We start from the raw sequence: 12109 nt of genomic DNA on the forward strand, positions 1-12109 counted from the left end.
CGGCGGCCCTTGGACGCCTCATCTGTAGCAAACGCAAGCGCAATCGTCAGCGTGCGACGCTGGCGCACGCATGTCCCGGCTCAGCGCGCGACGCTGGCGCGCGCTCGGGGCAGGTTGGCGCGACGGGCCTGACCGGCCTCCGCCTCGCTGGCGTTGAGGGCCGCGAGCAGAGCGGTCTTCAACGCGTTGCCCTTGCGCGCGTCGGTCAGCTTCTGTCCCGCCTCATCCGCCACGTAGAAGGCGTCGACCGCGCGTTCGCCATAGCCGTCGATGTGCGCCGACGTGATCTCGAGCCCGGCGTCCGAAAGGGTGCGGGCGAGGGCGGCCAGCAGGCCGGGGCGATCGCGGCCGGAGACTTCCACCACGGTCGATGTCTCGGAGGCGTCGTTGTCCAGCATGACCGCCGGGGTGATGGCGAACGCCGCCGCGCGGCCGAGGTCCTGGCGACGCGGCTCGCGGCCGTGGGGCTCGCCCCGGGCGGCGCCCGCCAGGCTCTGGGCCAGGCGCTTCAACACCCGGTCGTCCGTGGCGCCGAACGGCTGGCCGGTCACGTCCTGCACATAGAAGACGTCCAGCGCCTGGCCGCCGCGCGAGGTGAACACCCGCGCGCCGACGATGTTCGCGCCCGCCGCCGTGATCGCTTCGGCGAGATCGACGAACAGGCGCGGCCGGTCGGTGGCCGCCACCGCGACCTCCGAGGCGTTCAGGTCGTTGCGGATCCGGCACTCGGCCGCCCCGCCGCCGTTCTCCGCGGCCGCCTTGGCGAGGCGGGCGTGAGTGGCCACCTCGTCGTCCGTGAAGGCGGTGAAGTAGGCGTCCTCCATCGCGTCGCCCCAGGACTCCGCGCCGGGCTGGGCCTTGGCGAGGCGCACGCGCGCGTCATAGGCGGCGTTCTCCTGGTAACGGCGCATGGCCGCCGCGGCGTCCGAGCCCCGGCCGCCGCGGAACACCGCCTCGGTGGCCGAATAGAGCTCGCGCATCAGCTGACCCTTCCAGCCGTTCCAGACGCCCGGACCCACCGCGCGGATGTCGGCCACGGTCAGGACGAGGAGCAGGCGCAGGCGCTCGGGCGTCTGCACGATGCGCGCGAAGTCGGCCACCGTGCGCGGGTCGGAGACGTCGCGCTTCTGGGCATAGTCGCTCATCACCAGGTGGTGCTCGACCAGCCAGGCGACCAGCTCGATCTTCGACCGTTCCAGCCCCAGCCGCTCGCAGGCTTGCCGCGCGGCGCGGGCGCCGGCCACCTCCTGGCCGCCCGCCCCGCCCTTGCCGGTGTCATGCAGCAGCATGGCCAGGAACAGCGCCTCGCGGTCGGCGATCAGCGGCATGACCTGGCTGGACAGCGGATGGTCTTCCGACATCCGCCCGGCGGCGATGTCGGCGATCACGCCGACGGCCCGGAGCGTGTGCTCATCCACCGTGTACGAGTGGTACATGTTGAACTGCATCTGGGCGACGATGCGCCCGTACTCGGGCAGGTAGCGGCCCAGCACGCCGGCCTCGGTCATCAGCGTCAGCGTGGTGCGCGGATCGCGGCCACGGGCCAGGATGTCCAGGAACACTTTCGCGGCGTGCCGGTCGCGCCGCACCGCCGAGGTGATCAGGTTGATGCTGCGCGAGGCGGCCGTGAAGGCGTCGGGATGCAGGTCCAGGTTCCGCTGGTCGGCTATCTTGAATAGGCGCAGCAGGTTGGTGGGATCGTGCTGGAAGATGTCGGGATCGACGTCCAGTCGTCCGCCCACTTCATGGAAGCCCGGCTCGGCCAGCGGCTTGCGCTTCACGGAGCGCCCCGGCAGGAAGCGGCTGATGCCCTTGGGCGCCATCTTCACCTGGTCGGCTTCCAGCTTGGCGGCGAAGACGCGGGTCAGGGCGCCCACATCCTTCGCGATCAGGAAGTAGCGGCGCATGAACCGCTCGACGGCGGGCGCGTCGCCTCGGTCGCCGTAGCCCATCCTCCGCGCGATCTCGGGCTGCAGGTCGAAGGTCAGCCGCTCTTCCGGGCGACCGGTGGTGAAGTGCAGGTGGCTGCGCACCGCCCAGAGGAAGTCGAACGCCTGAATGAAGGTGCGCACCTCGCGGCGCTCGAACATCTCGAGCTGCAGCACCTTCTCGATGGACTGGCCGGGATGCAGATACTGGGCGATCCAGAAGAGGGTGTTCAGGTCGCGCAGCCCGCCCTTCCCCTCCTTTATGTTGGGCTCGACCATGTAGCGGCTGGCCCCGGCGCGGGCGTGACGCTCGTCGCGCTCCTTGAGCTTTGCGGCCACGAACTCGGCGCCGGTGCCCTTGACCACATCGGCCTGGAAGCGCCGCACCAGTTCCTCGGCCAGCTTCTCGTCGCCGGTCAGCCGACGGGCCTCGAGGATCGAGGTGCGGATCGTGTAGTCCTCGCGGGAGAGCTTGATGCACTCCTCCACGGTCCGCGAGGCGTGACCCACTTTGAAGCCCAGGTCCCACAGGGCGTAGAGCATGTACTCGATCACGCTTTCGGCGTGCGCGGTCTGCTTGTAGGGGCGCACGAACAGCAGATCGATGTCGGAATAGGGCGCCAGCGTGCCCCGGCCGTAACCGCCCACCGCCATCAGCGCCAGGCGCTCGCCCTCGGTCGGGTTGCGGGCGCGGAACATGTGCACGGTGGTGAAGTCGTAAAGCGCCGAGACCACCTCGTCGGTCACTCCTGACAGGAGACGCGCGGTCTCGATGCCCCCGGCGCCGTTCTCCAGCCGCTCCTTGGCGATCATCCGGCCGCGGAACAAGGCCGCCTTGAGGATCTCCAGCGCCGCCTTGCGCTGGGCCAGCTCGTCGCCGACGTGTTCCAGGGCCGCCGCCGAGAGCTGGGCGCGCAGGCGCACGCCGTCGACGACATATTCCAGGCGGGTGGGGCGGAGACGGGCGGCCATGGCAGCGTAGGCATATAGGCGACTTCGTTAACGCGCGCAGGAGGTTCGCGCTTTTCCCGGCGCTTTCACCCCGCTATGCCCGCGCTCCGCTTCGAGTGAGTGAGATGAGCAAGGGGTCGTATCGCGGCGGGTCCACCCCGGTGGGCTGGAACGCCAACCGCTACGTGGCGCCTTCGCTTACCGGCCGGACCCGCAAGGGAAAGGCGCTGATCAAGGACCTCACCGCGCGCACCGCCCAGACCCGCGCCGAGCAGGCGGGGCAGGACGAGCAGGCGCGGAAGCGTCACGGCCTGGCGCCGGCCAAGCCGAAGACCGCCATTCAGTGCTCGACCGTCAGCGCCGGCAAGCCCACCCTGGCCGACGCGGCGCGGAAGCGACTGAAGGCCAAGGCCGGGTCGGCCTTCACGGTGACCGTGGTGAAGCGGAGGCGGGTGAAACGCTAGCGCGCGAGATAGTAGCGCTTGTTGTCCGGCGTATAGATCCAGAAGCCGTCCTCGGCCTCCCGGCCGCGCGCCACCTGGGCGCCCGCGGCGTCGAGGTAGCGCTGCTCCTTGAAGTCGCCCCCGACGCGAACCGCACCGGCGAAACCGCCCATCGCCGTGCAGCCGCCGGCGGCGAGCACCGCGTGGTCGCCGGCGTCGGTCAGCCTGATCGTGCAGACCTGCTTGCCCTCATAGGTCATGACCTTCAGCGGCCGCGCGACGCCGGAGTTGTCAATGGCGCCGACCATGTAGGCGGGGCCGGTCGCCATCATGGCGAGAACGAAGGGGAGAACCACCAGATGACTCCGGGTTGATCGATGAGGTGGCGAGCTTAGCCACTCGCAGCCCGATCAGCGAAGGGCGTTCGCCGCCAGCACCTCGGCCAACCGCTCGTCGCCAGTCCAGTGCGCACCGCCCCAGCCGGCAGCACGCGCCGCCTCCACATTGGCCGCCGTGTCGTCGAGCAGGGCGAGTTCGGCGCCCCGGAGGCCCGTGCGCGCCTCGACAAGGCTATAGAAGCACCTGTCCGTCTTCTTGCAGCCCAGGTCCGCTGCGTAGTGCATGGCGTCAAATCGATCCCGCAGGCCCAGCTCATCCCAGATGTAGGCCGCCCGCTCGTGCTCCTGGATCGTGGCCAGGTGCAGTTCGACGCCGTGCGCCCGCAGCGCCGCGAGGTCGGCCAGCAGGATGTCGTCCAGCCTCGCGTCCTTCTCGAACCAGTAGGCGGCGAGGGCCTGGGACGTCAGGTGCGGGGCGTGCTGGGCCAGGACGGGCGCCAATCTCTCGTGCAGCCCGGCCCTTCCCAGCACCACGTCGTTCCAATGTGGCCGGAAGAAATGCTCCTGCAGGGCCCGCGTCGAGAGGCCGAGGTCGGCCTCCATCTCCGCCGCCCAGCCACCGGGACGCGGGCGGATCACCACCCCGTCGACATCCACCATCAGCGCCCTGAGCCGCGTCACGCCCCGCCCATCAGCCCCTTCAGCCGGTAGAGCGCGTCCATCGCTTCGCGGGGGCTCATGCCGTCGACGTCCAGCACCGACAGCGCTTCCTCCACCTTGCTCGGGCCGAACTTGGCCTCGGGCTCGGCCACGGCGGCGAACAGGGGAAGGTCGTCGAGATTGGCCGGGCCGGCGGCCTCGCGCTCCAGGCGTTCCAGAACCTGGCGGGCGCGGCTAACCACCGGCGCGGGCACGCCGGCCAGCTTCGCTACCTGCACGCCGTAGGATCGGTCGGCTGGGCCAGGGCCCGCCTCGTGCAGGAAGATCAGGTCGCCGTTCCACTCCTTGGCCTTGAGGCTGAGATTGGAGACGTAGGGCAGACGCCCCTCGAGCACCGCGAGTTCATGATAATGCGTCGCGAAGAGCGCCCGGCAGCGGTTGGTCTCATGCAGCGCCTCGGCGCAGGCCCAGGCGATGGCGAGGCCGTCGTAGGTGGCGGTGCCGCGGCCGATCTCGTCCAGGATCACCAGGCTGCGCGGCGTCGCCTGGCTGAGGATGGCGGCGGTCTCCACCATCTCCATCATGAAGGTCGAGCGGCCCCGGGCCAGGTCGTCGCCGGCGCCCACGCGGCTGAACAGACGATCCACCACGCCGATCCGCAAGCGCTTCGCCGGAACGAAGCAGCCCGCCTGCGCCAGCACGGCGAGAAGCGCGTTCTGGCGCAGGAAGGTCGACTTGCCGGCCATGTTCGGGCCCGTGACGAGGCTGAGCCGCGCGGCGCTCACGCCCGATCCGTCCAGCCGGCAGTCGTTGGGCGTGAAGGCTTCGCCCGCGCGGCGCACCGCGTTCTCCACCACCGGGTGGCGGGCGGCCTCCGCCTCGAAGGCGGTCGAGCGATCCACGACGGGCCGCGTCGCGCCCACGTCGTCGGCCCATTCCGCCAGCGCCGAGGCGACATCGAGGGTGGAGGCCGCCATGGCCGCCGCCTTGATCTGCTGCGCGACGTCCGTCGCGGCGGCGCGCCAGGCTTCGAAGGTGTCCAGCTCGATGGCCAGCGCACGCTCGGCCGCCTGGGCGATCTTTGCGTCCAGTTCGGCCAGCTCGACCGTCGTGAACCGCACCTGGTTCGCGAGAGTCTGGCGGTGGATGAAGGTGGCGTTCAGCGGCGCCTGCATCAGCGGCTCGGCCGCCTTGGCCGTGGTCTCCACGAAATAGCCCAGCACCGCGTTGTGCCGCACCTTCAGCGACACGCCGCTCTCCTCGACGAGGCGGGCCTCCAGGGCGGCGATCACCCGACGGCTGTCGTCGCGCAGGGCGCGGGCCTGGTCCAGCTCGGGCCGCACGCCGTCGGCCACGAAGCCGCCGTCGCGGGTCAGCGCCGGCAGGTCGGGTCCGAGGCCGGCGACCAGCATGTCTCGGAAGACCGCGAGGTCCGGCGCGTTCGGCAGGTACAGCGCGCCCAGCGCCTGCGCCGTCTCGGTCGGCAGGGTCAGCAGCGGGTCCTTGGTCGCGCTGAAGAGCTGGCAGACCGCCTCTCCGGCGTTCAGGCCGTCGCGCAAGGACCCCAGGTCGCGCGGGCCGCCGCGCCCCAGCGCCAGGCGGCTCAGCGCGCGCGCCATGTCGGGCAGGCCCTTCAACGTCTCTCTCAGCTTCTGCCGCTGGCCCCGCTGGCCGCAGAACCAGGCCACGGCGTCGAGGCGTGCGTCGATGGCGACAGGATCCAGCAGCGGCCGCGCCAGCCGCGAGGCCAGCATCCGCGCGCCGGGCGCTGTCACCGTGCGGTCGATGGCCGAGAGCAGCGAGCCGTCGCGCGCGCCTGATGTCGACTTCTCGATCTCAAGGCTGGCGCGCGTCGCCGGGTCGATGACCATGACGTCCGCCTCGCCCGCGCGGCGCGGCGCCGACAGGGCCGGCATCCGGCCCGCCTGAGTGGTCTCGAGATGGGCGGCGATCAGGCCCAGGGCCGAAACCTCGGCGCCCGAGAGCTGGCCAAAGCCGTCCAGGGTGTCGACGCCGTACAGACGCTTCAGCCGCGTCTCGGACGCGCCCGGCTCGGCCAGGGCGCTGGGCATCGGTTGGACGAAGCCTCCAGCCTGTTTCAGCGCCGTCGACACCGCCTCGTCGGCGAACAGCCGGTCGGGAACCAGCACTTCGGACGGTCCCAAGGCAGCCAGCGTCGAGGCCAGGCCCGAGACGCTGATCGAGAGGCATTCGACCTCGCCGGTGGAGAGCTCGACGCAGGCCACCGCCGCCGACCCGGCCCGCACCGAGACCGCGGCCAGGCGATTGGCCCCGCGCGCGTCGAGCAGCCCGTCCTCGGTGAGGGTGCCGGGCGTGACCACGCGGGTGACGTCGCGGCGCACCACGGCCTTGTGGCCGCCCCGCCGCTTGGCCTCGGCCGCGTCCTCCAGCTGGTCGCACAGCGCCACCTTGAAGCCGGCGCGCACCAGCTTGGCGAGGTAGGCCTCCATGGCGTGCGCCGGGACGCCGGCCATCGGGATCGGATTGCCGCCGTGCTGGCCGCGCGCGGTCAGCGTGATGCCCAGGATGGAGGCGGCCTTCTGGGCGTCCTCGAAGAACAGCTCGTAGAAGTCGCCCATGCGGAAGAACACCAGCGCGTCGGGCTGGCGGGCCTTCGCCTCGAAATACTGCGCCATCACCGGCGTGGCGCCGGCGGCGGGATCGGGCGTGGCGGAAGGAACCTGGGCGTTCATCAAGCGGCTGACGTTAATGGCCGGGGGTGAGTCCCGCACCCCCTTGAACCGCATCATGCGAGCGCCAAGCTGTGGATAGATGGCACATGACAGCGTCGATACGCGGTTCGTTCTCTTCCCCGCCGGCCCGGCGGACGCCGAGGCTCTCGCCCTGACGCACGTCACCTCGTGGCGCGAGACCTACCGGGACCTGCTGCCCGACGCCTACCTCGCGCGCATGTCTGTGGAAAGCCACACGCGGCGGTTCGCCCGTTCGCTGCTGCGCCCGGGGCTCGACGACGTGACCCTGGCCGCCGCCGATCGCGCCGGCATCGTCGGCTACGCGCAAGGGGGGCCATCGCGCCGGAGACTGGCGGGCGAGGCCGAGATCGCCACGCTGTATGTCTTGAAGACCGCCCAGGGCCGGGGCATCGGCGCGCGGCTGCTGACCGAGGCCGCCCGCGCCCTGGCCGCGCGCGGAGCGATGTCCCTGCTGATCTCGGTGTTGCGCGACAACCTCGCCGCGCGCGGCTTCTACGAGCACCTGGGCGGCGTGGCGGAACCGGCGAGGCTCGAGCCCGGTCCAGGCGGCGCAATGCTGCACGAGGTCGCCTACCGCTGGGCCGACATCGGGCTCCTCACGCCTTCGCGGTGAGGAGCCCGAGGCGACGTCAGGCCTGTTCCGCCGCGTAGGTCAGCGAGACGAACACGTCCTCCAGGTCCGGGTCCTCGGTGGAAATGTCCTTGATGTGCAGGCCGGCGGCGCGGATGGCGGCCAACACCTGCTCGACGCTGGACTGGCCGGTCCGATAGCTGACCGCGAAGCCGCCCGACTTCAGCAACGAAGTCTCGAAGCCCGCCAGCGTCGGCGCGGCGGTCAGCGGCTCCTCAGGCGTGACCAGCACCTTGCGCGTGTCCATCCGGCGCAGCAGCGTCGTGGTGGGCTCGCAGGCCACGACCTGGCCGCGGTTGACGATGGCGATCTGGTCGCAGAGCTCCTGGGCCTCTTCCAGGTAGTGGGTCGTGAGCACGATGGTCACGCCCTTGCGGTTCAGCTCCAGGACGTAGTTCCAGAGCTGCTTGCGCAGCTCGACGTCCACGCCCGCGGTCGGCTCGTCCAGGATCAGGACGGGCGGGTTGTGCACCATGGCCTTGGCGACCATCAACCGGCGCTTCATCCCGCCCGAGAGCTGGCGGACATAGGCCTTCGACTTGTCGGCCAAGCCCAGGGCGGCCAGCAGCTCGTCGCTGCGCCGCTCGGACTTCGGCACGGCGTACATGCCGGCGGCCACCTCCAGCGCCTCCTTCGGCGTGAAGAAGGGGTCGGCGGCGATCTCCTGCGGCACCACGCCGATCGCGGCGCGGGCGTCGCGCGGGCTCTTGTCGATGTCGCGGCCCCAGATGGTCACCGTGCCCGACGTCTTCTGGCAGAGACCGGCCAGGATGTTGATGAAGGTGGACTTCCCCGCGCCGTTTGGCCCCAGCAGGCCGAAGATCGACCCCCGGGGGATCGCCAGGTCCAGGCCCTTCAGCGCTTTCATCTCGGGCGTCGTCTTGGTGGCGGCGTAGGTCTTGGTCAGACCGCGCGCTTCGATCGCGTAATCGGGAAGGTCCATGTCGTCCTGTCGTTGACGGCGAAAGCCGCGGTCGCATACCTAGGCGCGCGCCGCCCCTCAGCCAAGCCGGGCGGCATCGAGGTTTTGAAGACTATGGCCCGTATCGTCCGCAACAAGGGCGCTTCCGCCCAGACCCAGCCCGAGCCGATGCCGGCCCAACCGGCGCTGACGCCCGACCTGCCGGCCCCCGAAGTGATCGTGGTGCGCACCGGCCGGATCGCCTGCGACGGCGTCGGCGGCGCGCTGGGCCATCCGCGCGTGTGGCTGGAGATGGGGGAGGCCACCTTCGTGGAGTGCCCCTATTGCGACCGCCGCTTCGTCCTCGCTGCCGGCAGCGAGGGGCCCGAGGACGAGCGTCTGGCTCCCGGGGTCTACGAGGGGCCCCACGGGCACTGACCTCACCTTTCCCTCCCCTGACGGGGAGGGATTTCAGCGCCCTACACCCGCAGCGGCATCAGGATGTACTGGACGTCCGCGTCGCCCGGATCGAGCACCAGGGCCGGATCGTTCGGACCGCCGAAGCGGAGCTCCATGCTGCCGCCCGAGATCTGGTCGGTGATGTCCAGCAGGTAGCGGGCGTTGAACGACAGCTCGAAGGGCTCGCCGTCGTAGTCGATCTCCAGCTCTTCGACGGCCTGGCCGGCTTCCATGTTGCGGACCGTGAGCACCACGCGCCCGCTCTCGATGGCCATGCGCACCGAGCGGCTCTTCTCGGCCGAGATGGTGGCCACCCGGTCCACCGCCTGGGCGAACAGCTTGGCGTCGACCATGACCGTGCGGTTGTTGTCCTTGGGGATGACCCGCCCGTAGTCGGGAAAGTTGCCGTCGATCACCTTCGAGGTCAGGGCGGCGCCGCTCATCTCCAGGCGCACCTTCTGCGGGCTGATCTGCAGGCTGACGTTCTCGCCCGCGTCCTCCAGCAGGCGGCGCAGCTCGCCGATGGTCTTGCGGGGCACGATGACGCCCGGAGCTCCTGCAGCCCCCTCTGGGGCCGGCATATCCGCCAGCGCCAGGCGCGAACCGTCGGTGGCCACGGCGCGCAGGCGCGGACTGCCGTCGATCACCACCGTGTGCACGTAGAGGCCGTTCAGGTAGTAGCGCGTCTCCTCGGCGGAGATGGCGAAGCGGGTCTTGTCGATCAGCCGGATCAGGTCGTTCACATCGACCTCAAGCGCGCCCGCGAAGCCCTCGGCCGACATCACCGGGAAGTCGCCGGCCGGCAGCACCGGCAGGTTGAAGCGCGAGCGCCCGGCGGCGACCGTCAGGCGCGGATCGTCGCCCGTGAAGCTCAGCGAGACGTCGGCGCCTTCGGGCAGCTTTCGGACGATCTCATAGAGCGTGTGGGCCGGGGCGGTGATCTGCCCGGGCTGGTCCACCTGGGCCATCGCCTCGTCGATGATTTCGAGGTCCAGGTCCGTGGCCGAGAACGTCAGCCGGTCGCGCTCGGCCGACAGCAAGACGTTGGACAGGATCGGAATGGTGTTGCGGCGCTCGACGGCGCTCTGCACGTGGCCCAGCGCGCGAAGCAGCGCGGCGCGTTCGATCGTAAGCTTCATGTCGGTCCCGGCTCGCCAATCGCACGCCGTCGGCGAATCACCCGTGCCGGCATGCGCCCCGAAAAGAGGGGACTTGCGACATTAGCCAAATTCGACAGGCGGGAAAGAGCGGGACCGCCTCACCCACAGCAAAACGCCCCGCGAAGGCCGCGGGGCGTCTCAAAGGCGTATCGAACGGGCGATCAGGCGCGGGTGTCGACACTGCCGCCGGAGTCGGCGTCCTCGCCGGCGCCATAGGGATTGGGTCCGCCGCCGCCCTCGGGCTTCGGCGCGCCGGCGGCCTTGGCCGCGACGACCACCATGGCCGGGCGGACCAGCCGGCCCAGCAGCTCGTAGCCGGGCTGCATCACCTGGACCACGCCGCCGGGAGCGACGTCGGTGTCAGGCTGTTCCATCATCGCCTGGTGCTTGTGCGGGTCGAACTTCTCGCCCTTGGCGGGATCGACCTTCTTCAGGCCGTTCTTCTCGAACGCGCCCTGCAGCTCCTTGGCGGTCATCTCGACGCCGACGATGAAGTTCTTCATCGGACCCTCGGCGTCCGCCGGCGCCGCGGCCAGGGCGCGGTCGAAGATGTCGGCGGCGCCCAGCAGGTCGCGGGCGAACTTGGTGATCGCGTAGGCGCGCGCGTCGTTCATCTCGCGCTCGGCGCGGCGCTTGGTGTTCTCGGCGTCGGCGGCGTAGCGGAGCACCTGCTCCTTCAGCGACTGGATCTCGGCCAGCAGCTTGTCGATGTTGGCGTTGCCTTCGTCGCCATCCGCTTCGAAGTCGGCGGGCGTGTTCTCTTCGGACATCTCTTGGTTCGGACCCTTGGTTGTCTTATCGCTTGGCAGACGGCGCCACTTCCGCCTGCCTCGCTTACGCGTTCATCACCTGGCCAAGCACGCGGGCGGTATAGTCCACCAACGGAATGATCCGGGCATAGTTCAGACGCGCAGGGCCGATGACGCCGATCGCGCCCACGACCTTCTGCGCGCCCGTCATATAGGGCGCCGCGATCACAGCGGAACCTGAAAGGGAAAAGAGTCGCGTTTCGGCGCCGATGAAGATTCTCACCCCCTCGCCGTCCCGGACGCCGTCGAGAAGCTGGATCAGCTGCTCCTTCTGCTCCAGGTCCTCGAACAGGGAGCGCACGCGCTCCAGATCCTCCAGCGCCTCGCGGTCCTCGAGCAGGTTGGCCCGGCCGCGCACGATCAGGGCCCGCTCCTCGGCCTCGCCGCCGCCCCAGGCCGCCAGCCCGTCTTCCACCAGCTTCGCCGCGGTGGCGTCGAGCTCCTGGCGGGCGCGGTCCAATTCGGCGCGAAGATCGACCTTCGCCTCGCCCAGGGTGCGGCCCCGCAGGCGCGCGTTGAGGAAGTTCGAGGCCTCCTGCAGCGCCGACGGGGTCACGCCGGCCGGCAAGCGGATCAGGCGGTTCTCGACCGATCCATCGTCGAACACCATGATCGCCAGCGTCCGGTCGCCGGACAGCGGCACGAACTCCACGTGCGTCACGCCCGCGTCGCGCATGGGCGTCACCACGATCCCCGCGCCCCCGGCCAGCCCCGAAAGGATCGCTGAGGCTTCGTTCAGCGCGTCCTCGTAGTTGCCGCCATGGGCGCGCAGGCGGGCCTCGATGTTGCGCCGCTCGTCGTCGCCGACGTCGCCCACCTCCATCAGCCCGTCGACGAACAGGCGCAGACCGGCATGGGTCGGGAGCCGGCCCGCACTGACGTGCGGCGCGCCCAGCAGGCCGAGCTGGGTCAGGTCCTGCATGGTGTTGCGGATCGACGCCGGCGACAGCGACACCCCGGCCTTGGACAGCGTGCGCGAGCCCACCGGCTCTCCCGTTTCCAGATAACTCTCCACGATGCGGCGAAAGATTTCCCGCGCCCGGGAATCCATGTCGGTGAGCGTCGGCCCGTGGGAGAACAGTGGAGGCGTCACA

Annotated in this window: 11 protein-coding genes; 3 read left to right on the forward strand and 8 right to left on the reverse strand. The window is 70.4% G+C overall.

Features of this window, described 5'->3' with window-relative positions; all coding sequences use genetic code 11:
• Positions 1-80: 80 nt before the first annotated feature.
• Entirely contained in the window at positions 81-2900 is a 2820-nt protein-coding gene (locus tag ACODSY_RS00115; RefSeq protein WP_488949591.1) for a [protein-PII] uridylyltransferase, read from the reverse strand.
• Between the two features lie 104 nt (positions 2901-3004).
• On the opposite strand from ACODSY_RS00115, the gene ACODSY_RS00120 reads away from it, so the two are divergent.
• Positions 3005-3343, forward strand: a complete 339-nt coding sequence (locus ACODSY_RS00120) for a hypothetical protein (protein ID WP_488949592.1) — start codon at positions 3005-3007, stop codon at positions 3341-3343.
• Here ACODSY_RS00120 and ACODSY_RS00125 read toward each other — a convergent pair.
• The 3 genes from ACODSY_RS00125 to mutS are packed head-to-tail and all read right to left on the reverse strand — an operon-like array spanning position 3340 to position 7034.
• A complete protein-coding gene (locus ACODSY_RS00125) occupies positions 3340-3678 on the reverse strand; it encodes a hypothetical protein (RefSeq protein WP_488949593.1) in 339 nt (112 codons plus the stop codon). The genes ACODSY_RS00120 and ACODSY_RS00125 overlap by 4 nt on opposite strands.
• A 54-nt stretch (positions 3679-3732) precedes the next feature.
• Positions 3733-4341 carry an HAD-IA family hydrolase gene (locus tag ACODSY_RS00130; RefSeq protein ID WP_488949594.1) on the reverse strand — a complete coding sequence of 203 codons (609 nt, stop codon included), beginning with the start codon at positions 4339-4341 and terminating at the stop codon, positions 3733-3735.
• Entirely contained in the window at positions 4338-7034 is a 2697-nt protein-coding gene (gene mutS, locus ACODSY_RS00135; RefSeq protein ID WP_488949595.1) for a DNA mismatch repair protein MutS, read from the reverse strand. Before mutS ends, ACODSY_RS00130 begins: the two co-directional genes overlap by 4 nt.
• 79 nt (positions 7035-7113) lie before the next feature.
• Between mutS and ACODSY_RS00140 the strand changes: the two genes are divergently transcribed.
• Positions 7114-7668 carry a GNAT family N-acetyltransferase gene (locus ACODSY_RS00140; protein ID WP_488949596.1) on the forward strand — a complete coding sequence of 185 codons (555 nt, stop codon included), beginning with the start codon at positions 7114-7116 and terminating at the stop codon, positions 7666-7668.
• Between the two features lie 16 nt (positions 7669-7684).
• Here the strand turns inward: ACODSY_RS00140 and ACODSY_RS00145 are convergent, their stop codons facing one another.
• Positions 7685-8629, reverse strand: coding sequence for an ABC transporter ATP-binding protein (locus tag ACODSY_RS00145; protein WP_488949597.1), 945 nt, complete (start codon positions 8627-8629; stop codon positions 7685-7687).
• Between the two features lie 147 nt (positions 8630-8776).
• On the opposite strand from ACODSY_RS00145, the gene ACODSY_RS00150 reads away from it, so the two are divergent.
• The gene (locus ACODSY_RS00150; protein ID WP_488950140.1) at positions 8777-9025 is read left to right on the forward strand and encodes a zinc-finger domain-containing protein; all 249 of its coding nucleotides are present in this window, start codon (positions 8777-8779) and stop codon (positions 9023-9025) included.
• 41 nt (positions 9026-9066) lie between these two features.
• Here the strand turns inward: ACODSY_RS00150 and dnaN are convergent, their stop codons facing one another.
• From dnaN to hrcA, 3 genes are all read right to left on the reverse strand, one after another.
• The gene (gene dnaN, locus ACODSY_RS00155) at positions 9067-10185 is read right to left on the reverse strand and encodes a DNA polymerase III subunit beta (protein ID WP_488949598.1); all 1119 of its coding nucleotides are present in this window, start codon (positions 10183-10185) and stop codon (positions 9067-9069) included.
• Between the two features lie 182 nt (positions 10186-10367).
• Positions 10368-11015 carry a nucleotide exchange factor GrpE gene (gene grpE, locus ACODSY_RS00160; RefSeq protein ID WP_488950141.1) on the reverse strand — a complete coding sequence of 216 codons (648 nt, stop codon included), beginning with the start codon at positions 11013-11015 and terminating at the stop codon, positions 10368-10370.
• A gap of 25 nt (positions 11016-11040) precedes the next feature.
• Positions 11041-12066 carry a heat-inducible transcriptional repressor HrcA gene (gene hrcA / locus ACODSY_RS00165; protein ID WP_488950142.1) on the reverse strand — a complete coding sequence of 342 codons (1026 nt, stop codon included), beginning with the start codon at positions 12064-12066 and terminating at the stop codon, positions 11041-11043.
• Positions 12067-12109 lie beyond the last annotated feature (43 nt).

This window comes from Phenylobacterium sp. FG114 (assembly GCF_057809855.1).

Excerpts from the sequence above, each read along its gene's own strand:
- dnaN (WP_488949598.1), bottom strand. The coding sequence starts at position 10,185 with ATGAAGCTTACGATCGAACGCGCCGCGCTGCTTCGCGCGCTGGGCCAC.
- ACODSY_RS00150 (WP_488950140.1), top strand. The coding sequence starts at position 8,777 with ATGCCGGCCCAACCGGCGCTGACGCCCGACCTGCCGGCCCCCGAAGTG.
- ACODSY_RS00145 (WP_488949597.1), bottom strand. The coding sequence starts at position 8,629 with ATGGACCTTCCCGATTACGCGATCGAAGCGCGCGGTCTGACCAAGACC.
- hrcA (WP_488950142.1), bottom strand. The coding sequence starts at position 12,066 with ATGGATTCCCGGGCGCGGGAAATCTTTCGCCGCATCGTGGAGAGTTAT.
- ACODSY_RS00115 (WP_488949591.1), bottom strand. The coding sequence starts at position 2,900 with ATGGCCGCCCGTCTCCGCCCCACCCGCCTGGAATATGTCGTCGACGGC.
- ACODSY_RS00140 (WP_488949596.1), top strand. The coding sequence starts at position 7,114 with ATGGCACATGACAGCGTCGATACGCGGTTCGTTCTCTTCCCCGCCGGC.
- mutS (WP_488949595.1), bottom strand. The coding sequence starts at position 7,034 with ATGAACGCCCAGGTTCCTTCCGCCACGCCCGATCCCGCCGCCGGCGCC.
- ACODSY_RS00120 (WP_488949592.1), top strand. The coding sequence starts at position 3,005 with ATGAGCAAGGGGTCGTATCGCGGCGGGTCCACCCCGGTGGGCTGGAAC.